Here is a 25,759-nt window from a genome sequence, read left to right as displayed (position 1 = left end):
AATTATGAAAATCGTCAATATTATTATATCAGGTGTTTGCCTACTCTCTCTCACCGCCTGCGGCAATCTTCAAAACTGGAATAGTGACTATTTATCAGGTGGAGAATATCTATCAGACGATCAGGGACTGGTAATAAACTGTTATGGGAACCTCATAAGCACGAAGCATAATTCTGAGTCAGCAGCTAATCGATTCTGGCAAGCTAATAATTTACCTAAAGGAACCACTGACTTTATCTGTAAAGACGGCAAAGCCTACTTACCTAGCAAAGTGACGGACTGTCAAGGCAACCTCATCGCCAAACAGCCAGGTGGCATTGCGCAGTTCAAGCTCAACAATGATTTTCCCAGATATGAAGATGGTGAAATGGTTTGGTACACCATGTTTAACTGTCAAGGTAGTAACGTGGTTCCTGTAGATTATACTAATAAATAGCTCATCTTAATGAACGCAACTTTAAATGCTGCTTTAAATAGTTGCTGAATCGTTCAACGCCTGTTGTTATCTCTACGAACAATAATAAAAAATTTCCGCTACGTCATTCAAGGTTAATTAACAGGAATAACATTATGAAAATCGTCAGTACTATCATAGTCGGCATATTTACCAACCAACACTTTAGAGGATAGCCCCGTGTTTGACAACGAAATCCCTGTTAAATGGTCTACCCATATCTTCGCGCCTCGTCACTTCGGTGTGTGGCTTATTTCGGGGGAGTGTTTTTGGTATTACACCGAAGAGGCCGGACAAGGTCTAGGATTTTCGGCAGATACTGGTGGTGGTTGGCGTAGTACAGGCGTATTGGCATCAGGCGGTTCACCACCTGCTCTAGTGAAGCTTCCCTTAGGTGTACAGCTCACTTGGCTCTCCACCACTGAAAAAAAGTACTATCAAGCCAGAATCACGCTACCTAGAGATCTAATGCTTGCTGAGTTTGCAAAGCGCTTTGAGGTTGAGCTTTATGATCGATCAAAAACAGCTCAATATACGACGATTGATTTCGCACTAGCTCCTGGTGGCTATATTAGCCTGCGTCTAGGAGGTATAAGTGTGACTGAAATCGCTAATTTTCAAGCGCGAGAAATACAAATGTCATGGGATTTCTTCGCGCTTACCCATCACTTTGCACCAGAGACGTATCCTGAGGCTGAGTTTATGGATGACTATTATAAAAAGCTACCTGACGATATCAAAGCCATGGTCAAAGAGGATACATTTCCGCTGACACGCTGGAAGAATTATTCAGACAAGTTCAATTGGTATCTAACGACTCAGATAGAGATGGAGGCCTGCAAAATATGGTCGATAAACGGTAATTCGCAATTCTACACTAAAGAAGAGATACAAAAAAATGGGGGTATCCCGCAAGAGTATGTACCGGCATGGTTGCGTTTAGAGTATAAGAAATCAGGCATATTTTATAGCCTTACCATCAAATTCACCGAACAAAAACAAGGCAAAGCAGAACAGCCAGATGATGATCTTGTCATATATCAAGAGTTTAAAGATTTCTTTAGCTCAAATCAGTTATCAACAGCAATAACACTGGTCATTGAAGACGAAGCCAATAAAATCCGCACTTATCTAACTGACGGCTACATAAAACAATACCTCACTATTACTCAATTTTTCACCCAAGAAACTAATGTTGGAATATTGAAGTGGTTTGATTCTGATAAATAATATTTTACTACTTAATGATGCTATTGAATGATTGTTGAATGCAAAAAAGCACTTCTTGCTATTGAGAAGTGCTTTTTTAGTATGAATTATTTCCATTTCACCTATTGTCATGATACCAAGTAAAGGAACGTGTGCAGCTCATGTACATTTTGAGATATTCATAATAAGACACAACAAAATTATGCATACGTAACGTATATTAAAGATAAGGCATCTATAGTGAGAATCATAGCCACTCTCTTTTCCATTTTTTTATTAGCATCATGCACAAATAACTACGGTGATACTAATACAAACGATGACGCTATCAATAAAACTGATATTAAAAATGACAATACAGTCACAACAAATATTGAAAATAACCCTCTCTTAGAAGATAACAGCAACCCGCTTATCTTTAATAAAATAAATTCATTAATAACCTATGATGAGGGTCAGGACAAAGTTGACATTAAACATGATAATACTGCCATCTCTATCAACTTATTTGGCGATGATCAGTCTGATATAACCTTAATGATGGATGGTAGTGTTGTCAGCAAAGGGCTTGATGGGCTCTTTAATTATACTTATGGGCTCTTTAATTATACTTATGAAGTAGATTTACAAAGCGCATTAAAGCGAATTAGTGTTTTCGCTAATGATGCTGATAGGCAAATTGTGATATTACCTGCGACAACAGAAGAATACCTGTCATACAACGCTATTTTGTTCGATGATAGTGGATTTTTACACACTTATGAGTTTGAAGTAGCTGAGCGGGATTGTGGGAATATTGAATCGATAACTGCAAACACCAAAGGCGATGCTAACACCATTAAAGTTACAGATAATACAGGTAAAAATTGTAGCACCCGTACTTATCTGATTGATGGGGAGTACTTAAAGGAAGAGCCTAAATCACTTTCGTTTACAGATATCGAAGCAAAGTATGATGAAAACACACATAAGATCTTCACTTTTGATGTTAATGCAGATGGCATTGACGATAAAGTTATATCCTCTATCAATGATGAGAATAATAATACATATCAAGGTGATGACTTAATCGTCTATCTGAAAAATACAGACGGGTTATATCGGCTTAGTTTAGAAACCACAAATTTTACAGATGAAGTTGGCTGGTTCTTATATGATATTTATCCTTCTGCAAATCACTCTGGATTCATATTAAAAATTATTTATTCTCCACGTGGACGCTCTAATCAGTATTTTTATTTTTCACAAAAGAATAAAGATTGGAGAATAGAAAAATATATTTCAGAGGGCGCGCTTATTACAGGAGAGGATTATTACTGTATAGAAAACAACAATGTTGCCTTATCTGAATTTGAGTACGCAAAATCCGCTACTTATTCTGAGAACCAATTTCAAAATTTGTGTCCTCCACCTCCGACCAAGTACGTTATCAAAACAGATCAAGCAGAAATTCTTGATGAAAAATTCGAATCACGGTCGAAACCGAACTATTATATTAAAGGTGATTTGATTGAAGCTTTTGATCAAAATGAGGACTGGGTGAAAGTCTCTTATAAAAATGGTACTAAATTCGGCTGGATTGATAAGCGTGATCTAAGCCCAGTAGCGGACTGATCTTTAGTGTTTTTTAGAATGTATGTCTATACTATTATCTATAAATTGAGAATGCCGTAGATTACGCTCAAGAAAGGATCAATAAATTATGAATCTTGATAAAATTTTGATCATAGTTATATCTACGTTATTCTTAACTTTAGGCTGCGAAAGCTCTGTCAGTTCCTCCAATCCAGAGATGGAATCGTCTTCGACCAATGTTCAAAGTAAAAAGCCATCAAACCACTCTCAAGTCTCAGATACGACTACGCAAGAGTGTGTAATGGATAACAGCAAATCAATAAATATCTACTACCCTCAAAGCCTTAATAAATTAAAAATAAATGGCTATAGCACTTTCACATTAGAAAGTATCGATGAGATAGAAACAGGTCAAGGTCGCCCTCATGAATTCACTCGTATATATCAGAATGATCGAGGATACACGGCAACTTTAATGTCTCAAAATTTCATTAGAAATTTAGAATTGACAGACGCAAAAGGTCAAACCACATCATATTCATTCAATTTTGGATTAGAATGTAATACTTTGCCAAGTACTAATTATTCAACTTATATATTTAGTGCAGATGAAGCTTTTATCTATAAACAACCAGATTTTAACAATAAGACCTCTTCATATTTTATTGAGGGTGATGAGATTGACGTACTATCTACTAAAGATGACTGGATACAAACGTCTTATTTAAGAGGCTCAAAAACAGGCTGGTTACGTCTTAGCGATCTTGAAGAACAGAAAAGTCTTGTCTCCTCTGACAGAGTGACACTCGATAGTAATAAAATCATTTCAGCTAATGGCACCGAAAACCTTACTCTACATACTACTATCGAAGAAATAGAATCTAAATCAGGTATGTCTTTAAATTTAAAGCACACTATCAATGAGTGCTCTATGGATAGTAGCAACTCAGACTTTCAATTGCTATTTTTGCGTGACACTCTAATCTCAGTTGAATTTTTCGATTCTAGCTACCAAACCAGTAAAGGCTTTAAGGTAAACGATAATATATCTAAACTCTTGAGTACCCACCCAGAAGTCGAGTATCACGAATATACAAGCAATATGGGTGATGAAAGCTATTATATGACAAATAGATATTATACGACCCGACCCAATGCTCAAGGTAATACATTGACTTTTAATGTTTCAGACAGATATCCTGATACTATTACAGACATGGATCCTGATACTATTACGAGTATATCCGTATCCAATAATTTAGATGATAGTAGTATTTGTAGTGTCTACTAAAGACTATGCTTAACTCACGATAAAAACATTATGAATACTAAGGCATGTGACTAGAATAAAATTTTTAGAATATATCACTCATAGCAAACGAATATGGCTTATACCTACCCACACCCAACAAAAAACCCCGCATCATCATGACACGGGGTTTTCTTGTTTTAAGTGTAAGGCTTTCAATTTTAAAAGCTTATGTACTCAAGATTAGGTCAACTGAGCAACGTTAATTTTATCAGCTTCTTCAGTATACTCTGACATACGGTCGAAGTTCATGTATTGATACACTTCCTCGCCCATGCTGTCTAGCATACCAGCATACTGCTGATATTCGTCGTTGGTTGGCAGTTTACCAAGTACCGCTGCTACTGCTGCAAGCTCTGCAGAAGCAAGGTATACGTTAGCACCTTGACCTAGACGGTTCGGGAAGTTACGCGTAGAGGTAGATACGGCGGTAGACTTCGGAGCGATACGTGCTTGGTTACCCATACATAGTGAACAACCTGGCATCTCAGTACGAGCACCGGCTTGAGCGTAGATGTTGTAGTAACCCTCTTCCATCAACTGACGCGCATCCATTTTAGTTGGTGGCGCAATCCATAGACGAGTCTTCAAGCTTCCTGCTGGTACATCTTTTAGCAGTTTACCAGCGGCACGGAAATGACCGATGTTGGTCATACATGAACCAATGAATACTTCATCAATGGTATCACCAGCGACGTCAGCTAGTGTTTTAGCATCATCTGGATCGTTCGGGCAGCATAGGATAGGCTCTTTGATGTCAGACATATCGATAGTCATATCGATCGTGTATTCTGCATCTTCATCAGCACGCAATAGGCTTGGGTTCGCTAGCCAATCTTGCATTTGCTCGATACGACGACTGATGGTACGTGCATCGCCATAGCCTTCTGAGATCATCCACTTAAGTAGCGTGATGTTTGAGTTTAAGTACTCAGTCACTGACGCTTCAGATAGAGTGATAGTACAACCAGCAGCACTACGCTCAGCTGAGGCATCAGATAGCTCAAATGCTTGCTCAGCAGTCAAGTCTTCTAGACCTTCGATTTCAAGAATACGGCCGTTGAATTCGTTGATTTTGCCTTTCTTATCGACAGTCAATAGACCTTCTTTGATTGCTTGATAAGGAATCGCATGTACTAAGTCACGTAGTGTGATACCAGGCTGACGTTCGCCAACGAAGCGTACACGGACAGACTCAGGCATATCAAGTGGCATAACACCAGTTGCTGCGGCAAATGCGACTAGACCAGAACCCGCTGGGAAAGAGATACCCATTGGGAAACGAGTATGCGAGTCACCACCAGTACCAACGGTATCTGGAAGTAGCATACGATTCAACCATGAGTGAATGATACCATCGCCTGGACGTAAGCTTACGCCGCCACGGTTCATGATAAAGTCAGGTAGTGTGTGCTGAGTTTCAACGTCAACTGGCTTTGGATAAGCCGCAGTGTGACAGAATGACTGCATCACTAGATCCGCTTGGAAACCTAGGCAAGCCAAATCTTTTAGCTCATCACGAGTCATTGGACCAGTAGTATCCTGGCTACCAACAGTTGTCATTTTAGGCTCACAGTACATACCAGGACGTACGCCTTCTAGACCACAAGCTTTACCAACCATTTTTTGCGCTAAGGTAAAGCCTTTACCAGTGTCTACTGGCTCTTCTGGCTTAGCAAAGATGTCTGAATGGCCAAGACCCATGTATTCACGAGCACGATTGGTCAAACCACGACCAACGATCAATGGAATACGGCCACCGGCACGAACTTCGTCAAGCAAAGTTGGCGAGTTTAACTCAAACGTTGACAATACTTCGTCAGAGTCATGCTTAGTGATTTTGCCTTCATACGGATAGATGTCAAACACATCACCCATGTTTAGGTTATCAACATTCACTTTCTCAATTGGCAATGCACCAGAGTCTTCCATCGTGTTGAAGAAGATAGGCGCGATGTTGTTACCCAATACTAGACCGCCGCCACGTTTGTTTGGCACGTTAGGGATATCATCACCCATTAACCAAAGTACTGAGTTGGTCGCAGACTTACGGCTAGAACCAGTACCAACGACATCACCAACATAAGCCAATTGATGGCCTAGTTTTTTCAGCTCTTCGATTTGCTTCATTGGACCAACAACGCCTTCGTCATCAGCATTGATGCCGTCACGAGAGTTTTTGTGCATGGCTAATGAATGCAATGGGATGTCTGGACGGCTCCATGCGTCTTGCGCAGGTGACAAGTCATCGGTATTGGTTTCGCCAGTTACTTTAAACGTTGTATAAGTTGTTTTTTCTGGTACTGCAGCGCGGTTCAAGAACCATTCTGCATCTGCCCAAGATTGAACGACTTCTTTTGCAATAGTGTTGCCCGCTTCTGCCTTTTCAGTCACGTCATTGAACGCGTCAAATACTAGCAAAGTCTTTTTCAATGCTTCAGCTGCGTCTTGTGCAACATCGCTATCATCTAATGCAGCAACCAATGGCTGAACGTTGTAGCCACCTTGCATAGTGCCTAAGATTTGAATGGCTTTTTGCTTGCTGATAAGTGGTGATGATGTTTCACCCTTAAGGATCGCAGCTAAAAATGCAGCTTTAACGTAAGCAGCTTGGTCAACACCAGCAGGAATACGATTTTCTAGCAAGTTCATCAAGAATGCATCTTCGCCTGCAGGTGGCGTTTTTAATAGCTCAACCAACTCTGCTACTTGTTTTTCATTCAGTGGTAGCGGAACCGTTCCTAGCTCAGCACGTTCTTCGACATGTTTACGATAAGCTTCTAACACAATAGTCGTCCTCGTCAGTTGGTGTTTAGCACATTACGTTGGGTAGTCAGTATGACAGCCTGCGTCCATGTACTAGATGGAATAATTATCTGTGCAATCATAGCTCAAAACGCTCTAAATGTTAATGGCTCAGCTTGGAAAAGGCTTAGAATAAGGCCATATTGGACATTTATTATAAAAATAGTACCGTCAACAATACGCTTGAACGGTTATTTATATCTTATATGTCGCTCGCTATGCTCATTGACTGCTTTATGATTTTCAGTTAAATAGAAACTGTGTGACTGCTATACTCTTTTGTAAGATATTATTTTTCAAACATACCTTTTTTCAAATGCGCTTTAGTCATTTAATGCACTCTAGCACAGCAGCTTAATAAAGTAGCACATATCATTAGCATACATATATCATTAGCATACATAGCTAGCACATATAAACCGCCAGTGAGGATAATAAAATGAATGATAAAAAAAACAATGCCAATTATGACAACGGTCTAAAAGTTCGCACCGAGGTAATGGGTGAACAACATGTCAAACGCTCACTTGATAGCGCAACTAGGTTCACTCAGCCATTACAGGATTGGATCATTGAGCATGCGTGGGGTAGTACGTGGCAAGATGACTCAGTACTGCCGCGCAAATATCGCTCATTAATCACTATCGCTTTTTTAATTGCCCAAAAAAGCCCCAATGAGCTAAAAGGACATATTCGAGGCGCTATCAATAATGGTGCTAGTGTCGCTGAGATTCGAGAAGTGCTCATGCACAGCTTACCCTACTGCGGCGCACCCGCTACCCAAGAAGCGTTTCGTGCTGCCATAGAAATCCTGAATGAGTTAGATATTGACATAGATATTTAAAACTATGGTAAAGAGACAAGTCGTAGTAATCTTAACAAGATTGATTAAAAGCTACCCCTTGAATTTCTGTTATAATGTCCTCACTCACAACACATTCTAATAATTCCATAAACCCTTATAAGATAAAGGGTTAAGAGATAATTTTATTATGACAACTGCCGTACAAACCTATGTACCTGCTGCTAAGGCCAAACCCAAAAAAGCCATTCAAGGCGAAAAGCTGCGTGGCTACGATAAAGTTGCCCGTATCCCAATTAAAGTGATCCCGACCGTCGAGGCAAAGAAAAAGCCAGATTGGATTCGGGTCAAGATGTCATCGCCTGCTGAAGTAGCCCGTATCAAAGCCACGTTGCGTGAGCAAAAGCTTTATACCGTCTGTGAAGAAGCGGCCTGCCCTAACCTGCCACAGTGCTTCGCTGACGGTACGGCGACCTTTATGATCATGGGTGATATCTGTACGCGTCGCTGCCCGTTCTGTGATGTCGGCCATGGTCGTCCAAACAAGCTAGATGCTGATGAACCACGCCATACTGCTGAGACGATTGAAGGTCTAAAACTCAAGTATGCAGTCATTACTTCTGTGGATCGTGATGATCTAAAAGATGGTGGTGCCATGCATTTCGTTGAAGTACTCAACGAATCACGTGCGCTTAGCCCGAACTGCTTAATTGAAATATTGGTACCTGATTTCCGTGGTCGTATGGATATTGCGTTGGATTTGCTAACGGAAACGCCGCCAGACGTCTTTAACCATAATATTGAAACGGTACCGCGCCTATATAAAGCGTTCCGTCCGGGTTCTGATTATCAGCATTCACTCGACTTGCTCAAACTATATAAAGAGCGCCGTCCTGATATCGCGACCAAATGCGGCTTTATGGTCGGCCTTGGTGAGACCGAAGAAGAGATTTATGCGCTACTTGATGATCTAAAGGCACATAATGTGGATATGATTACGGTTGGTCAGTATCTACAACCTAGTAAAAACCATGCGCCTGTTGATCGTTATGTCCATCCAGATGAGTTCCAACGTTATATGGACTATGGCAAAAAAATCGGCTTCTTTAATATCTGGGCAGGCCCAATGGTACGCTCAAGCTACTTTGCAGATCGTCAATATTATGGTGAAGACTGCCCTGCACCAATCCGTAGCAAAAAGGCATTGGCGGCAGAAGGCAAGCTTGGCTGCTAATCTGAACATACAGCGAATGTGAAAGCATTCGCTAAGAAAAGCTATTAAGCATACAAAAAGGGTGAATAACAAATTTGTTATTCACCCTTTTTTTGTGACTTGATTAAATATATCGATGTAATAGATATGAATGCCTAAAACTTAGACATTCATATCATTCACAAAAATTTGAGTAGTAAGGAAAACAAGTGCAAGTACTACGTATTGTAGACTAAACGAGTTTGACACAACTAATCAACTTTTTGGGGTTGATACTAGACACTTAACGTCGGTGTCGGTGCTTCACTCGTCTTAATATTAAACACAGCAATACCAAGAACGATGACGGCGCCTGCAACACCAGTGATGATCTCAGGGTAAATCAATAACAATGCGCCAACCACCAAGATGACACGGGTAAGCGTATTCATTCCGCCTCTGAAATATCCTTCAAGCGCAGCGCTTAAGGCGATCACACCAGTGATTGACGTTACTACCACGGTGATAATATCCACAATAGGAGGCAGTGGGAAATCTTTCGCCGTGACTGCCAAACCTGTTGGATCGATCATTAGCATCGTTGGGTTATAAATAAACATAAACGGCACGATGAATCCAGCCAGTGCAAGTTTCAATGACAAGAAACCTGTCTTCATCGGATCACCGCCGGATATACCAGCACCAGCAAAGGCTGCCAGACACACAGGCGGTGTAATATTGGCAAAGATACCAAAATAGAATACAAACATATGCGCTGATAAAATTGGAATATCAAAGCCAGCTAATGCTGGAGCCGCCATTGTCGCCGTAATGATATAGGCAGGAATAGACGGTAATCCCATACCTAAAACCATCGATGCTAGCATGGTTAAAATGAGCGTAAAGAATAATGACCCTGCGCCTAATGTGACAATAGATGAGGTCATCACCGTACCAAAGCTAGTCAAACTCACGACCCCGATGATAATACCGACGACCGCACACGCTGCCATTACCGCTAGCGACTGGCGAGCACCATCTTCTAGTGCGCCTAAGATATCAGACAACCCCATGCGAGTCTCAGCACGTAACATACTGATTACGACGGTGAACCCAATGGTATAAGCCGCTGCATAGCCAACAGGAACATTTTTGATTAATAAGAAAACCAAAAATACAATCGGTAGTAGCATATGACCACGGGCTTTTAATACTTCTTTTACCGCTGGCAAGTTTTCTTTAGCAATGCCTTTTAGATCACGGCGTCCAGCACGGAAATGCACCTGTGCAATCACACCCAGATAATACAAAATCGCGGGCAATAATGCGGCCAACGCAATCGTGCTATAAGGTAAGCCTGTTGTCTCCGCCATAATGAATGCACTCGCACCCATAATTGGCGGTAATATCTGCCCGCCAACTGAGGCACTTGCCTCAACTGCACCGGCAAAATCTTTGTGATAGCCGACCTTTTTCATCAACGGAATGGTGAAGGCACCTGTACTGACCACGTTTGATAACGCAGAGCCGTTGATACTGCCCATAAAGCCACTAGAGATGACCGCTACTTTTGCAGGGCCGCCTTTTTTGTGACCAGCGATGGCCAATGCCAAATCATTAAACAGCTGTCCCATTCCCGAGCGTGCTAAGAACGCGCCAAAGAGAATGAATAGGAAAATGAACGTTACCGACGCGCCAATCGCAACAGAGTATAAGCCTTCAGTTTTTAAAAATAATTGACCAAATATATCACCCATGTCATAAGGACGAGTCAATAATCTATCAGGCATAAAGTCCAAATGACTGACAAATGGATACGCCAAAAATATCCCTGCTAAGATCGGTAAAATCCAACCAGTGATACGGCGACTGCCTTCTAGCACGCAGACCACGGTAATCAGAGAAAATATCACATCGACCTGATTTGCCATGCCGCCACGCGAGGTCACAATATCTTGATATTCATAGATTAGATAGCCCATGCCAGATAACGACAGCGCAAACCAAATCCAGTCATACCATGCCACACTTTTTCGGCTACTTTTTTTGCTAGCAGGGAAAATCAAGAATATTAATGCAAAACCAACACCTACATGCACAGAGCGTTGTAGCAATGCTGGCATTGGATTAAAGGTGATATAAAGGTGAAATAGCGAATAAAGTATACAAATTCCAGCGATCAAATACTTCACTGGTCCTTGGGTAATATGACGCGTGATTGACTCTCGGTCATATTTTTCCAATACTGCTTTGTTGATTGCCGCAGCTTCAGCGTCGGTATCAACATGAGCGTCTGGCTTGGTAGTTACGCTACCGTGATCCGTCACTTGGGATGTCATGACAAAGGTCCTTGTTAAATCTATCAATGAAACCATACATTTTCGGCATGATCGTTACTTCAGAATAATCTGGCACCAACTGGTGAATTAAAACACGATGGTCGCCATAATCAATCTCACCTTTGGTCAGTCTGGATACCACCCAATTGAGATTAGGTAAACTCTCATTGATTTGGTAACCCAGATAGCCAGGTTTTTGTACAGGAGCAAGCATTTCGGTGGAAGGAGTACCTGCACCGAAAGCTTCAAAATAGGTTGTGGTCAGTAGCAGCTCAGCGGCTTCTGTACTACTGCCGTCTATGCGTTGATACTGCTCCTCCCACCATTGTTTTTCTACAGAATGTATCCATCGCAGTTGAAAGTCAGGCTCAACGAAATAACAAACCGTATCATCAGCGCCCTCTACTTCTGCGACACGCACTTCAACAACAGGCTGGAGAATAACCCCCATCCATAACGTAAAAAAAACCAGCGCGGCAATAAATGCTGCGCCAGCTGTTAGCCCTAATGAATTACTTGGCTGCTTGTTCGTCATAGTATTTTTTAGCACCAGGATGGATTGGAGCGACCATACCTTCACGAGCGGTTGCTAGGCTGATGTCATTGGCTGCTTGGTGAGCGGTTTTTAGACCCTCTAAATTATCAAATAACGTTTTGGTTAACTTATAACCATCAGCTTCAGATAGATCAGAACTAACCAATAGCGCATTCATAATTGCTGCCGTTGGGATAGCGGCTTCGTTACCATACGTGCCAGCAGGAATCTCAAAGGTTTTGAAATAAGGCTTGCTTGCGATGATTTCTTTTAGCTTGTCTTGGTCGATGCTGACAATCTGTAAGTCTAAGCCCTGCTCTAACTCCATCAAAGATGAGTTTGGAAGACCACTACTGAAGAAGGCCGCTTCAATTTTACCTGCTTTCATGCCATCAGCTGCTTCTGCAAAGCCTAGATAATCAACGGTGACATCGTCATACGTGATACCAAACCCTTCCAATAACGTGCGAGCATTGACCTCTGTGCCAGAGCCTTGATCGCCGACAGCGATACGCTTGCCTCTTAAATCTTCAATAGTTTTGATGCCAGATTTTTTTGACGTGACGATTTGCACGACATTAGGGTATAAAACAGCAATCTGTTGAATGTTAGTGATTGGCTTCTCAAAGTTGTTTTTACCTTCGATTGCATCGGTGACCACGTCACTGAGTGCCAATACCATGTCGACTTTGCCTTGGGTCAATAGATTGACGTTCTCAACTGAAGCGCCCGTGGTTTGTGTCTTTGAGTTTACACCGAAGGTTTTGACATAAACTTCAGACAATGACGTACCAATGATGTTGTAAGGGCCTGACGCACCGCCAGTAGCGATGGTAAGGAACTTGGTATCTAGCTTATTATCAGCAGTATCAGTCGCAGCACTATCTGTTGCGGTACTATCGGTGGCTGTAGTATCACTACTTTCTGAGCATGCTGCTAGGCCTAACGTAGCGCTTAGCATCGCTGATAATAACAATGGAGACTTGAAAGAGTTGAGCATGGAATTCATCCTTGAAATAATCAATTTAATACATAGAGTCGCATTAACTTATGCTTATTAATGCGTTACAGACTTGTAATAATATAGCAATTTTTACAATAAATAAACCACAGACTGTTTTCTCTTTTGCTTTCAATACCTTATATTTGAAGCTGTTTGAAGGCATGCTAGCGTTTTATCATCAAATCTGAATATATACATAGTTTCTCTATGTAAAACTGAGTTCCAATCATCAACTATCTAAGCAAGGTTTGAGGGTATTACAAACCTTTATCAAAACCAGATATAGATGACACATACTGCCTATTTGAGGCAGCTTCTACTTTAATTGTGACAATATCTCGTTATAGGTAACACATAAAATTTGACCCAGTACTTATTTTTGATTGCTTTCTATTACCACTCAATTTCTGCTATATTTTCAATATTAATAAGCTCCAATAACAAGAAGGTTCTTCTATATTAGCAAGGTTGTCTTTGACAACTAAAATTGGATAACACTTATGACAACCTCTATAGAACAAGCACCACTATCTGCGGATATCGCCATCATTGGGGGCAGCGGGTTGTATCAAATGGATGCACTAATTAACAAGCGTCATATCACTATTGACACGCCCTTTGGCAGCCCCTCTGATGATATTATCCTTGGTGAGTTGGCAGGTGTGACCGTTGCTTTTTTAACACGGCATGGTCAAGGTCATAGACTGACGCCGTCTGAAGTGCCTTATCGTGCCAATATTTATGCGTTAAAAACGCTTGGGGTGCGCTACATCGTGTCCGTATCAGCAGTAGGTTCTCTACAAGAATCGCTTAAGCCACTAGATATGGTCATTCCAGATCAAATGATTGATATGACCAAGCAGCGAGTGAGTACGTTTTTTGGCGCGGGCGCAGTCGCTCATGTATCAATGGCCGATCCGCTTTGCCCTGCCCTAGCAGAACTCTTGACTCGTGCCTATGACAATGCAGATATTGCAGAAGGCACCAGTCACTCAAAAGCAACCTATGTCTGTATTGAAGGGCCACAGTTCTCCACTCGTGCAGAGTCTCAGTGGTATCGTCAGATGCAGGCGGATATCATCGGTATGACCAATATGCCAGAAGCCAAATTGGCACGTGAAGCCAGTATTGCTTATGCGACCTTGGCACTGGTGACAGATTTTGATTGTTGGCATCCGACTGAAGAAACCGTCAGTGCAGACTATGCGATAAAAAATCTCATGAAAAATGCAGATAATGCTCAAAAAGTGATTAAGGAAGCGGTCGCTTTGATTGCCGCTGAATCGCCTGACTCAATTGCACATAATGCGCTTGCTCAGGCACTGGTGACATCAGTAGATATGATGGATAATGCAACCAAAACTCGATTGGCAGCACTGCTTCCTAAATATTAATAGACATGTCGATAAATGAGTATTTAACCGAAAATCAATCGATTAAACAGTAAAACACTATTTTTATAGCGTCTGCCAATATACAAACATCAACAACGAATGACTCATAAAAAAGGCCATTAAGTAAATTAATGGCCTTTACTAATGTCAATCTCTATATCTGGAACGCAAACCAATTACCTACCTCTAGTTTTAACAACAACTGCCTAACCCAGAGGTTGGTATCACAGAATGGTTAAATGGCATCAGCTCACCGCAGCCTGCAAAAATACCATAGTGACGACTGTCATCACCGATAAACTCAAAATGCGGCGCAAAGCGAGACTCTTTTAGCATCCTAAATGTATTGCCACACACTGGAAATACGCGACCCGCTTCAATAGCATGATGCTTATCAAGATCAAAACGATGCGGTGACTGTGCAATAGAGCCTTTGTATATAACCGCTTGACCATGATCTTCGCAAGCGTCTTCGAGCGCTGCAATCTTAAACAAACGATAAGTGGCAGAGAAAAACTGGATATCGCCAATTTTGGCAGCCAAGGCAGGATCAGTAATCTCAAGCGGACGATCCTCAACCAAACGTACGTCTAAAAACCCTGCGTCTCGTGACAAACGGGTAAAATCTTTCCAGTACAATGCGCCGCTCAAGCATTCGCCATACAAAACTGGATCATTGATCAGATGTTGCGGAATACGGCGGTCAGCATACACATCAGAAAAATAAAATTCGCCGCCAGGCTTAAGCAAACGCTGGACACTGGCCATAACGGCTGCTTTGTCTGGTGAGAGATTAATCACGCAGTTTGAGACAATAATGTCGAAGCTACCATCTGCAAGATTGAGCTCATTTAGCTTTTCGATATAGCCATGTAAAAAAGTCACATTGTCATAACCAAACTTGTCGATATGATACTGCTGATGCTGTTTGGCAACGGCTAACTGCTCATCGGTCATATCGACGCCGACCACATGCCCACTCTCGCCCACCAATTGCGCCAATGCATAGACATCTCGGCCTGACCCACTGCCCAAGTCCAAAATTCGGCAACCCTCGAGCAGTGCAGGACATACTAGCCCGCAGCCATAATAGCGACTCAATACTTCATCGTGGATATTGGCCAATAATGGCTTGAGCCATTCTGGCATATTGCTCACATCACAACACGCTGAGGTTTTTAGATCATCGGTACTTTGTAACTCTTTACCATAGTAATCTTGCACGACGTCATGCATAACAATGTCCTTATTGAGAGTAAAACCTGGTTAAAATCTGAGTAAACATCATAAAAGGAAAGCGATACGATATAAGTACATCTATAACAAGCGTATCCTGACAGTCGCCCAGTTGTTCGTATGATCATAACTATTGAGCAAATTTAAGCCAATCTGATGGCAGATGTGCTAAGTCCTCAGGCTCATCAATGTCATGTAACGGTGCTAACAGTGCCAATGTCCAACCCAAATCCGCCACACGCTGCCGAGTCACAGTTGCCACACTAGCTGTACTCCAGACGATATCTGAAAACAGACTGTCATCAACTTGTCTAAACCCGAGTAGCACATAGCCACCATCAGTCGCTGGAATCATAACCGCATCATGGTCATCAAGCTGCTGTACCGCTGTCTGAATACGCTCTGCCGTCAGACTAGGACAGTCAGAGCCTATCAATACGATTTTTTGGTGTTTTTTCAGTGCATCTTGACTTGCTGTGATTAAACGCGTGCCCAAGTCGCCATCCGCTTGAGTCGACCACTGCAGTAAGTCAGGTAAGTTGAGGGTTTGCCAGCAAGTGTCTGTCGCTGCTGGACTGACACATAACTCAACGGTAAAATCCGTAGCGACCGCTTGTTCGATACTATGCAACAACAGCTGCCTTGCCATACGGGCAGCACCCTCTACGCCTAGAGCTGGCTGCAAGCGAGTCTTTGCCATATCACGTGCTGGATATTTGGCAAACAAAATGACACAGGTGTCTGGGTGTTGTGCTTGTGCATCAGTTATCGTAAGGGTTGTGTGAGGGCTTGAATGCTCAGTCATGCTAGGGCGCATCCTTAATCTAAAGGGGTATTAATATTTATATAGCTGATTCGGTTTAAACGAGCGTCAAGACAACCCAGTGCAAATGTATAGCTTGCACTCGGCTTCCTTATATCAAAGTCATTTGAATTCAACGATAGTAGCGCTGCCTTAATACTTCAGGGGATACACCGCGCCAATAATCGAATCGTAAATGCCACATCAAAAAAATAGTGCGCCATGTGCCATGTTGCTGCCAACGCCGCGCTGAGGTCGTCACTTTACTTTTTAGGCAAGCAGGCTTAGCAATACTTTTTAGACGTTTGCAAAGTTCAATATCTTCCATCAATGGCTGATCGGCATAGCCATTCATTCGCTCAAACAAAGACCTTTTGATAAAAATCGCTTGATCACCCGTGGCGATACTCACTAAGCGTGAACGCTTATTGATCATCATGGCGACGATTTTTAATAACGGATCACGGCTGTCTAGACGTACATCGAAACGTCCCCAGACATACTGAGTCATTGCCTGTTGAATGTTATCTATCGCATACATTGGCAACAGGGTATCAGCGTGTAAAAAGAGCAACGCATCCCCTTTTGCTTGCTGAGCGCCCGTATTCATCTGCCGAGCACGTCCTGCTACGGATTCGATAAACTGCCAATCTGTAGCAATCTGCTCAACACTTGAAAAATCATTTAATAAACGTCTAGCAATGCCAATCGAATCATCCGTCGATCCACCATCCACCACTATCACTTGCGACGGCGGTGGATATAGACCATTAATATGAACAATGAGTTGCGGCATATTGTCCGCTTCATTGAGCAAAGGAATGATGATAGAGATGTTCAATAAATGCACCATTGTGATGAGTCATCATCAGTTTAGCCTGTCTTTAATAAAGACCAGCACCTGTACTGACCAAAGTCTAAACTTACTTTTTATTTAAGTTCCAATTGTAATCGGTATAACTGATTTTGATTTTGCCTTGCTTCAAATCAGCGGTTTGGGCTTTGCTTAATCCCAATGATGAAGAGTAACGACCCAAAAACCCTTCTAAATCGTTTGTACTACGCCAATTGGTCGCAAAGTCTTCTTTGTACCATTTGAAGATTGGCGATACACTCAGCGTATTACCTTTTAGGCTATTTCGGCTACTGTCTGCCAAAAATTTCGAGGTCGCTTGCTCTAATTGACCGTCCAAACCTTTGCCAGTGAAAGCATCATCTTGCAATGCAGGGCAGCCAATACTGGCACAGTTAACCGCGAAGTGAATGCGCGGATCATTGTAGCGCTTAGAGCCACGGATCAAGGTGTGCTCGATCTCATCTAGTGAACGAGTCTTACCCAATAATGGAATAAACTTTTGCTTCCATGGCGAGCCAAATGTCCCACCGATGTCCTTGATAGATTTGATATTAGGATATTTAGTCAATACCAAATCGACAGTACCCGCATTGTAGACATTGATTAAAAATGCCAACTGCTCATTTTTGTTCCAACGATTAAACTCAGACTGAGACACCTTGCTCGTGGCATTCAAATAGCTTGTGAGCTTGCTACTATCTGCTTTCATGCCAGCATAGTTGACGACCGAGGCTTTGCCACCATTGGTCATGGTGACATGCTTGTTAAGCAAACTGTCCCAGCTTTGATGGTTAAAATCAGCATAAGCGGCGACACTGGATAATAGAATTGCTGTCGCAATCACGGGCTGTACCACTAGGTTTTTGACTGAAAAGTTAGATACTGACATAAGATTGGCTCCATTTGAATCGATGATGTTTTGCTATTTAATTTTTGTCTGCTTCAATAGTATTTACTGACAAAAACTGTTTATTTATTTTTGTTGATTTTCAACGTGTGATAATTTGAGATAAATTATTAAATAATCGTCTCTTCTGCTGGGTGACCTATCTCCTCTTCCTCTAACGCGCCACCACAGCTACTGCCCTGTCCTGCGGTGCAGCCATAACAATGATCAGCAATAGCAATGTCATCACCAGAAGGGTTTTGGGTCAACAGATCGTTTAGATGTCGACGCGATTTATTGGGTACGGGTATCTCTAACTGTTGATTAAAATCACAGTCAAATAGTTCGCCCAGCCAATTGACGCTAATGGTTGAGCGGCACATAACCCCAGCTAAATTGGCAGTGACATAGTTGTCTTTGAGCAGTGTCATATAGGGGTGAAATTGATCTTTGGACAATAGCACTGCACCAAAACGCTGGATCGGCATATTAGTCAGTGCAAACAATTGATTAAACTCGATATCAAAATGCTCTTTTAGCTCCCGCTTATAGTCGGCTTCAAGCTGCTGCTGATTGGGTGGCAGTGTCGCACCTTGTGGATTGAAAACCAAATTCAGTGTCAGGCTTGAGTCAGGCTTGCCATAGCCCAAGCTGTTGAGCTTTTGCAATCCCAATATACTGTCGTCAAATGCACCTTTGCCACGCTGTTTGTCTACATTCTCTAGGGAATAGCATGGCAATGAGGCCACTACTTCTACTTGATTGTCTGCTAAAAACTGCGCCATGTCCTCATAACCCTCTTCCATGAGAATAGTCAAATTGCAGCGATCTATTACTGTGACGCCGAGTGCGCGAGCCGCTTTTACTAAATACTTAAAATCTTCATGCATCTCAGGCGCACCGCCCGTTAAATCAAGCGTGTCAATATTTTGCGCTTGTAGCACCTTAGGTATCAGCTCAACCAATTCTCGTGACATCATCTCAGTTCGATAAGGACTGGCGGCCACATGGCAATGCACGCACGACATATTGCACAAGTACCCCATATTGACCTGCAATATGGTTAATTGTTGGCGTTTTATCACTGGAAATTCAGTATGCTCAAGTAACTCGATAGTTGATTTCATGGTGGTATAAAATCCTGTTGACGGTACAACTAAAAAAGGATGGCAACGCAAAAATGAACATTAGAAAATAATGGCAACACATTGCTTTTACTGACTATTTTAAAAAATAACAGCTTAGATCTTACTTGCCCACTTTAACATTTATCTAATCAATCATACCTGATTATGAATAATCATTGATAACTAATCATATGGATTTTATCTTTTATTCCAAATAAGCATTAGGGCGTATTTGATATTTACCAAATAGGTATAGCTTTAAAAATTCATTTAAAAATAGCATATAAATAAAACAAATCTGTTGCAGGCTAACAGTAAGAGCGTAAATGTCTTATCTAGCTTCAAGAGTACTTACTGCGCTAAGGCATGCTCTTATTTTGAAAATGGTGATAAAAACAATAAAATAGGGTGAAATTATTTACTAACGACCAGTACAATAGGACATTATTATAGCCGCATGATAGATTGCTCTGCGTAGCCTATCATCTGAACATAACCATCGAACCCCTTAATGACAATTATAAGTAATCAAGGAATCTTATATGAGTGCCAACATCGATACCGCTAACGATCACATTCTCTCCTCTGATAACATTCATTATTTGCATCACGATTTTTTTGAGCCTAGCGATGAAAAGACAGAAGTAAAGGCCACATTATTAATCGTGCATGGTATGGCAGAGCATAGCGGACGTTATGCAGAATTTGCTCAGTTCTTGGCAGATCATGGCATCGCGGTAGCAACTTATGATCATTTGGGTCATGGGCAAACAGTAAAAACAGAGGCAGATTTAGGATTTTTTGGAGATGAGCATCCAGTGCAATCATTGTTGAAAGACGTGATAATCATGGCCGATACCTTAAAAAATCGCCATCCTGACGTGCCGCATTTTGTCTTGGGTCATTCAATGGGTTCGTTCATTATTCGCAACGTCCTCAAGCATCATGCAGGCACCTTTTCTGGCGCTATTTTAATGGGCACAGCAGATGCCAATCCATTGACCAAAGTACTACTGCCCGTCAATAAAATACTGGCAAAAGTCGCCTCAAGGAAACAAAATCCTGTGTTTGCCAAGGTGATGAATAAGGTATTGAATAGCAAGCTTGAAGATCGCATCTCTTCATCAGAATTTGCATGGTTAACTGAAGACCCTGCCGCCATCGAAATATACGAAGCAGATCCATTGACGGGCTTTGACTTTACCAATAATGGTTTTATGACGTTGTTTTCTCTAATGGAAACAGGCTTGAATAAAAACTGGGCGACAACCATTGCTAAAAACTTCCCAATGCTATTTATCAGTGGTGAAGATGATCCCATTGGAGATATGGGTCACGGTATCCGCAAAATCGTCACTCGCTTAAATAAGAAAAATTTTAGTAACGTAGACATCCAGCTTTATCCAAATATGCGCCATGAGCCACTACACGAAAAAGATCATGAAATCGTCTATCAAGATATCTTGGAGTGGATTGAGAGTAATACGTCGGATAATTAAGCTTAATGCCGAGGTTCACCGTGAACTCGTTTGCTAAAAGTTGTTAAATTAGCGACAATACGGCAAGTAAAATCTTAGTCCGAAACTAAGCAAACATTTAACTATAAGTACGATTTATTTTTTAATTACCTTTAACTAACGTTAGGATTTTTTATGTCATTACAACAAACCATCGAACAAGCTTTTGAAAACCGTAACGAATACAGCCCAAGCACTATACCACAAGACGTGCGTGATGCTGTCGAGCAAGTGCTTGAGCAACTAGATAACGGTAGCCTACGTGTTGCAGAAAAGAAAGATGGTGAATGGATCGTCAACCAATGGGCGAAAAAGGCGGTATTATTGTCTTTTCGCTTGAATGACAACTACGTTCAAGCCGCTGGTGAGCATGTGCAGTTTTATGACAAAGTGCCGACTAAATTTGCTGATTGGACAGAAGCACAGTTTAAAGAAGCTGGCGTGCGTGTAGTACCACCAGCCGTTGCTCGTAAAGGTTCGTTTATCGCAGCTGGTGCAGTATTAATGCCTTCATACGTCAATATCGGTGCGTATGTCGATCAAGGCGCTATGGTAGATACATGGGCGACCGTTGGCTCATGTGCGCAAATCGGTAAAAATGTGCATTTATCAGGCGGCGTTGGCATCGGTGGTGTATTAGAACCATTACAAGCCAACCCTACCATCATCGAAGACAATTGCTTCATCGGTGCACGCTCTGAAATCGTCGAAGGCGTAATCGTTGAAGAAGGTTCTGTCATCTCTATGGGTGTGTTCATCGGTCAATCTACCCGCATCTATGATCGCGAAACTGGCGAGATTCATCGTGGCCGTGTACCAGCTGGCTCAGTTGTCGTACCAGGTAGCTTACCGTCAGAAGATGGTACTCACAGCTTGTATGCTGCTATCATCGTGAAAAAAGTAGATGCGCAAACTCGTGCAAAAACATCAGTCAATGAGCTATTACGCTTAGCCTAGTATTTCTGATACTTATAGTCTCGTACCCAAACAGTACGGACAGCGACAGATCACCTTTATTAAAGACGCTGAAGAAAACTTCAGCGTCTTTTTTGCAGCTTAATAGAGGGTGGTGCGTTATAATCCTTTTCTTTAGTTTGGCTTTATCCAAACGCAAAATCCCCATATCAGAACCCGCCTTTTTATTACGATTGATAGATGCCTAATCGCCTTATCAATCTTTAACTGTATTTGACATATTATGAGTGAATCACTATTACGCACAGCCGCCATCCCTGTCACTGATCCTGAAGCGGGTCTACGTCTGACAGAGATTTTTTATTCCTTGCAAGGCGAAGCCATTACCTCAGGTTTGCCAACGATATTTGTTCGCCTAACGGGCTGTCCACTGCGCTGCGTGTATTGCGATACCGAATACGCATTTACAGGTGGTGAGCGTCAGTCATTAGAAACTATCATCGAGACCATCAAAGGCTATCCATGCAAGCGCATCTGTTTGACTGGTGGAGAGCCATTAGCGCAGCCGAATGCCATCGAGCTGATGAAACGGTTGCTCAGTGATGGCTATGAGATATCGCTTGAGACTGCAGGGGCACTCACGGTAGAGAATGTACCGTCAGCTGTCAGCAAAGTGATGGATCTTAAAACACCAAGCTCAGGCGAAGTCGATAAAAATCTATGGTCTAACCTCGACTATCTCACTCAGCATGACCAAATAAAATTCGTCATTATGAATCGTACCGATTACGACTGGGCAAAAGCTATGTTAACCAAGCATAAGCTGAATGAATTGGTCGGTACGGTTTGGTTTTCTCCGATGTTCAACGTCGCAGATGACATCAGTGAAGATGCTAGTAAAAACTTACCTAGCCCTGAAGTACCCGTACTAGCACGTGAGCTTGCAGAATGGATGCTGGTGGATGCGCTACCTGTACGCTTCCAATTACAGTTGCATAAAATTATTTGGGCAGATGCCAAAGGCAAATAGCAATATAAAAGTCTAAATAGCTACTTTAAATAACTAGCGAAGCAAGTGTAAGGATAGAGTTATGATCAAACTCATTTTATTGGGGTTATTATCGGGCGCATTTTTTAGCTCGACGTTTATCCTAAATGAGCTAATGAGTGCGGCTGGTGGACATTGGTTTTGGTCAGCCAGCCTTCGCTATTTATTTATGTGGTTGATTCTCACCGCCATTATCGTTATGCAACATGGCTTTGGACGTATTAGAGAGCTGCTCACTATCTTTCGTCAACATTGGGGCTTTTGGTGCATTACCGGTAGTATTGGCTTTGGTGTTTTCTATACAGGCATATGCTACGCGGCTGATCATGCTGCGGGCTGGGTCGTGGCGGCAACCTTTATGTTTACCGTTGTCGCAAGTCTGCTCGTCTTAATAGTATTTGGCCAGCGGTTTGATAAGAAATTCATCGCTTATGCACTATTGGTGTTTTTCGGTGTGGTGCTGGTTAACATTAGTGAAGGTATACATGCCGCCTCTGTATTGGGTGCTGATGCCGTACCTATGAAAGACATGCTGCTTTACGGTGCTTTGCCTGCGTTAGTAGCAGCCTTTAGCTACCCCATTGGTAACCAGTTGGTTTGGCAGGTCTCTTATAACGCCAAACAGAAAAATACTGAATCACAAGCTCCGACGCAAGCAACCTCTCAAGCGACTGACCTGATGGCGGAAACTGAGCTGCCGCCTTTATCTGCTATTGATACTCACTATCCAGCAGACTCAATCAGTATTGCTCATACGACAGATGCTGTCTTAGCCGAACCAACCCCTTCTCTACTGCAAGACTTAATTGCAAAAATTCCCGCTATCCAAACCACTTTACTGCAAAATGCTTTTAATAAGGTATGGCTCATGACCTTGGGTACTGTGCCATTTTGGTTGGTATTGGGTCTTATCGTTCATCCTGAATTGCCCGAGACGAAGCAAGTATTTAATACGTTACTGGTTGCTTTATTGGCAGGTGTGGCAGCCACTAGTATTTTCTTATATGCCCGCGAAAAAGCAGAAACCTCAAGCGAAGTGGCTGGTGTTGATGCCACGCAAGCCAGTGAGGTTATATTTGCCTTGATTGGTGGCATGTTATTGCTCAATAGCAGTCTGCCGTCGATGATGGGATTAATAGGTATTGCTCTTATTATTGTCGGGTTGATTCTATTTGCAAAAGATGGCTAAACGGTCTGGGTCTAATACTCAGCCTTCCGTCTGAATCACGCACATAGTGACAGCTCAAAAAACACTTAATCACTTTGATAAACACGATTTGGTAATATAACCATGGTTAATGCTTTAATTTTCCCTGATATTTTATTATATTTATTGGACATGATTGGTATCATTGCGTGCGCGATTGCAGGAACTTTGCTGGCGCAGCATAAAGGTTTTGATATTGCGGGTTGTATCTTGGTAGCCATGGTCAATGCCATCGGCGGTGGTACATTACGTGACATGGCGCTAGACCGTCATCCACTATTTTGGATGACTGACCTCAACTATGTGATTGTCATTACTGTGACATCTCTTATCTTACAAATATTTTTCCATCTATATCATAAGATCGATAATGCGTTAAAACTCTTTGATGCCGTTGGTCTGGCAGCTTTTAGTGTCATTGGCTTTAAAATCGCGTTGACGCAAGACATGTCGCCTATTATTGCCATCATGATGGGGGTATGGACGGCTATTCTCGGTGGCCTACTACGCGATATTATCTGTAATGAGATTCCCTTAGTGCTGCAGCGTGAGATTTATATTACTGCCAGTATCGCTGGGTCTGTCACTTATTTATGCTTACAGTATTTAGGAGTGGGTACCAGTATCAACGAATTTATTATGCTCTTCGTCATCTTTGCGGTCCGCATGTTAGCGCTTAAATACGACTGGCACCTGCCTTCTATTCGCCTAGTTGCTTAGTCACCTAGCTGCTTAGTCGCTTAGCCACCTAAAATAAAAACGGTTGTAGATTTAGCAATTATCATATCGATTTATCATCATCAAAAACTAGTGAGACTTTCTTATGCTATCTATCGCATTGGACCCTGCCGTCCTAATCACTACTTTTGACCCGCGCTCTTTGATATATTTATTTGATATGATCGGCATCATCGCCTGCAGCGTTTCAGGCACGATACTGGCCAAACATAAGAATTTCGATGTCTTTGGTTGTTTGCTAGTGTCTATTGTCACAGCTATCGGCGGTGGTACTGTTCGTGATGTGATTTTGGATCGTCATCCGCTTTTTTGGATGGTGGATATGAGCTACTTGACCGTTATTACGATATCGTCACTCGTGATGCAGATATTCTTTCATCCCAACTCTAGACGCGTTGATAAGTTTCTCAAACTCTCAGATACTATCGGACTGGCAGCTTTTACCTTAATCGGTATCAAGGTTGCCGATAGCATGGGCACGAATGTACCCGTGGCATTATTACTTGGAGTTATTACCATTATCGTCGGCGGTATCATCCGCGATATGATCTGCAATGAGATTCCACTGGTATTACAGCAAGAGATTTATATTACCGCAGCCTTGACTGGTGGTATTCTCTACTTTGCACTAAGCAATTTGGGTGTAACAGACTGGATTACTGATATCGCCACCATGAGTACGATTTTCACCTTACGCATGATGGCGATACGCTACGATTGGCAATTTCCAGCCCTGGAATGGAAGTACTGATATCCCATCAACAAGCAACAAGCAACAAGCAACAAGCAACAAGCAACAAGCAACAAATG

The 25,759-nt window shown here is 42.1% G+C and carries 22 protein-coding genes; 13 read left to right on the top strand and 9 right to left on the bottom strand.

The features are described from left to right. The first annotated feature begins 4 nt into the window (after positions 1 to 4). From IPZ60_RS06715 to IPZ60_RS06700, 4 genes are all read left to right on the top strand, one after another. Positions 5 to 436: a hypothetical protein gene (locus IPZ60_RS06715; RefSeq protein ID WP_194197066.1), complete on the top strand. Its 432-nt coding sequence runs from the start codon at positions 5 to 7 to the stop codon at positions 434 to 436. Between the two features lie 198 nt (positions 437 to 634). Then, the gene (locus IPZ60_RS06710) at positions 635 to 1,684 is read left to right on the top strand and encodes a DUF2931 family protein (protein WP_194197065.1); all 1,050 of its coding nucleotides are present in this window, start codon (positions 635 to 637) and stop codon (positions 1,682 to 1,684) included. Positions 1,685 to 1,903: 219 nt separating this feature from the next. Continuing rightward, positions 1,904 to 3,277, top strand: a complete 1,374-nt coding sequence (locus IPZ60_RS06705) for a hypothetical protein (RefSeq protein ID WP_194197064.1) — start codon at positions 1,904 to 1,906, stop codon at positions 3,275 to 3,277. 88 nt (positions 3,278 to 3,365) lie between these two features. Continuing rightward, positions 3,366 to 4,529, top strand: a complete 1,164-nt coding sequence (locus IPZ60_RS06700) for a hypothetical protein (RefSeq protein ID WP_194197063.1) — start codon at positions 3,366 to 3,368, stop codon at positions 4,527 to 4,529. 201 nt (positions 4,530 to 4,730) lie between these two features. Here IPZ60_RS06700 and acnB read toward each other — a convergent pair whose 3' ends face one another. Then, complete coding sequence (gene acnB, locus IPZ60_RS06695) at positions 4,731 to 7,334, bottom strand: bifunctional aconitate hydratase 2/2-methylisocitrate dehydratase (RefSeq protein ID WP_194197062.1); 2,604 nt, start codon at positions 7,332 to 7,334, stop codon at positions 4,731 to 4,733. A gap of 457 nt (positions 7,335 to 7,791) precedes the next feature. Between acnB and IPZ60_RS06690 the strand changes: the two genes are divergently transcribed. Together IPZ60_RS06690 and lipA are read left to right on the top strand one after the other, a co-directional pair. Then, complete coding sequence (locus IPZ60_RS06690; protein WP_194197061.1) at positions 7,792 to 8,196, top strand: carboxymuconolactone decarboxylase family protein; 405 nt, start codon at positions 7,792 to 7,794, stop codon at positions 8,194 to 8,196. 148 nt (positions 8,197 to 8,344) lie between these two features. Then, positions 8,345 to 9,388 carry a lipoyl synthase gene (gene lipA, locus IPZ60_RS06685; protein ID WP_110922474.1) on the top strand — a complete coding sequence of 348 codons (1,044 nt, stop codon included), beginning with the start codon at positions 8,345 to 8,347 and terminating at the stop codon, positions 9,386 to 9,388. A gap of 254 nt (positions 9,389 to 9,642) precedes the next feature. Here lipA and IPZ60_RS06680 read toward each other — a convergent pair whose 3' ends face one another. Genes IPZ60_RS06680 through IPZ60_RS06670 form a run of 3 tightly spaced genes read right to left on the bottom strand, consistent with a single transcriptional unit; the run spans position 9,643 to position 13,220 of the window. Further along, positions 9,643 to 11,685, bottom strand: coding sequence for a TRAP transporter permease (locus IPZ60_RS06680; RefSeq protein ID WP_201590347.1), 2,043 nt, complete (start codon positions 11,683 to 11,685; stop codon positions 9,643 to 9,645). Next, entirely contained in the window at positions 11,657 to 12,220 is a 564-nt protein-coding gene (locus IPZ60_RS06675; protein ID WP_194197060.1) for a DUF1850 domain-containing protein, read from the bottom strand. Before IPZ60_RS06675 ends, IPZ60_RS06680 begins: the two co-directional genes overlap by 29 nt. Beyond that, the gene (locus tag IPZ60_RS06670) at positions 12,198 to 13,220 is read right to left on the bottom strand and encodes a TAXI family TRAP transporter solute-binding subunit (RefSeq protein WP_194197059.1); all 1,023 of its coding nucleotides are present in this window, start codon (positions 13,218 to 13,220) and stop codon (positions 12,198 to 12,200) included. The genes IPZ60_RS06675 and IPZ60_RS06670 overlap by 23 nt, the downstream gene beginning before the upstream one ends. Positions 13,221 to 13,723: 503 nt before the next feature. On the opposite strand from IPZ60_RS06670, the gene mtnP reads away from it, so the two are divergent. Continuing rightward, positions 13,724 to 14,617, top strand: coding sequence for an S-methyl-5'-thioadenosine phosphorylase (gene mtnP, locus IPZ60_RS06665; protein WP_194197058.1), 894 nt, complete (start codon positions 13,724 to 13,726; stop codon positions 14,615 to 14,617). A 192-nt stretch (positions 14,618 to 14,809) separates the two neighbouring features. Here mtnP and IPZ60_RS06660 read toward each other — a convergent pair whose 3' ends face one another. The 5 genes from IPZ60_RS06660 to arsS all read right to left on the bottom strand — a co-directional run bounded on the left by IPZ60_RS06660 (position 14,810) and on the right by arsS (position 19,524). Beyond that, on the bottom strand, positions 14,810 to 15,853 hold the full coding sequence (locus IPZ60_RS06660) for a methyltransferase domain-containing protein (RefSeq protein ID WP_194197057.1): 1,044 nt from the start codon (positions 15,851 to 15,853) through the stop codon (positions 14,810 to 14,812). Positions 15,854 to 15,983: 130 nt separating this feature from the next. Then, complete coding sequence (locus IPZ60_RS06655) at positions 15,984 to 16,658, bottom strand: TIGR04282 family arsenosugar biosynthesis glycosyltransferase (RefSeq protein WP_110922469.1); 675 nt, start codon at positions 16,656 to 16,658, stop codon at positions 15,984 to 15,986. Between the two features lie 130 nt (positions 16,659 to 16,788). Further along, on the bottom strand, positions 16,789 to 17,505 hold the full coding sequence (locus tag IPZ60_RS06650; RefSeq protein ID WP_320108724.1) for a TIGR04283 family arsenosugar biosynthesis glycosyltransferase: 717 nt from the start codon (positions 17,503 to 17,505) through the stop codon (positions 16,789 to 16,791). A gap of 73 nt (positions 17,506 to 17,578) precedes the next feature. Further along, on the bottom strand, positions 17,579 to 18,400 hold the full coding sequence (locus tag IPZ60_RS06645) for a DUF547 domain-containing protein (RefSeq protein WP_194197055.1): 822 nt from the start codon (positions 18,398 to 18,400) through the stop codon (positions 17,579 to 17,581). A gap of 128 nt (positions 18,401 to 18,528) precedes the next feature. Then, positions 18,529 to 19,524, bottom strand: coding sequence for an arsenosugar biosynthesis radical SAM (seleno)protein ArsS (gene arsS / locus IPZ60_RS06640; RefSeq protein ID WP_194197054.1), 996 nt, complete (start codon positions 19,522 to 19,524; stop codon positions 18,529 to 18,531). A gap of 542 nt (positions 19,525 to 20,066) precedes the next feature. On the opposite strand from arsS, the gene IPZ60_RS06635 reads away from it, so the two are divergent. The 6 genes from IPZ60_RS06635 (at position 20,067) to IPZ60_RS06610 (ending at position 25,700) form a co-directional block, all read left to right on the top strand. Next, entirely contained in the window at positions 20,067 to 21,023 is a 957-nt protein-coding gene (locus IPZ60_RS06635; protein WP_194197053.1) for an alpha/beta hydrolase, read from the top strand. Positions 21,024 to 21,176: 153 nt separating this feature from the next. After that, a complete protein-coding gene (gene dapD / locus IPZ60_RS06630) occupies positions 21,177 to 21,998 on the top strand; it encodes a 2,3,4,5-tetrahydropyridine-2,6-dicarboxylate N-succinyltransferase (protein WP_194197052.1) in 822 nt (273 codons plus the stop codon). A gap of 241 nt (positions 21,999 to 22,239) precedes the next feature. Next, on the top strand, positions 22,240 to 22,986 hold the full coding sequence (locus tag IPZ60_RS06625; RefSeq protein WP_194197051.1) for a radical SAM protein: 747 nt from the start codon (positions 22,240 to 22,242) through the stop codon (positions 22,984 to 22,986). Positions 22,987 to 23,047: 61 nt separating this feature from the next. Continuing rightward, a complete protein-coding gene (locus tag IPZ60_RS06620) occupies positions 23,048 to 24,193 on the top strand; it encodes a multidrug resistance efflux transporter family protein (protein ID WP_194197050.1) in 1,146 nt (381 codons plus the stop codon). 102 nt (positions 24,194 to 24,295) lie between these two features. Further along, a complete protein-coding gene (locus IPZ60_RS06615) occupies positions 24,296 to 24,931 on the top strand; it encodes a trimeric intracellular cation channel family protein (protein WP_194197049.1) in 636 nt (211 codons plus the stop codon). A 103-nt stretch (positions 24,932 to 25,034) separates the two neighbouring features. Next, a complete protein-coding gene (locus IPZ60_RS06610; RefSeq protein ID WP_194197048.1) occupies positions 25,035 to 25,700 on the top strand; it encodes a trimeric intracellular cation channel family protein in 666 nt (221 codons plus the stop codon). Positions 25,701 to 25,759 lie beyond the last annotated feature (59 nt).

The sequence above is a fragment of the Psychrobacter sp. NG25 genome, assembly GCF_015234355.1.
Lineage (GTDB): Bacteria > Pseudomonadota > Gammaproteobacteria > Pseudomonadales > Moraxellaceae > Psychrobacter.
The sequence above is the reverse complement of the archived record's forward strand: the minus strand, read 5'-3'. Positions and strand labels throughout refer to the sequence as shown.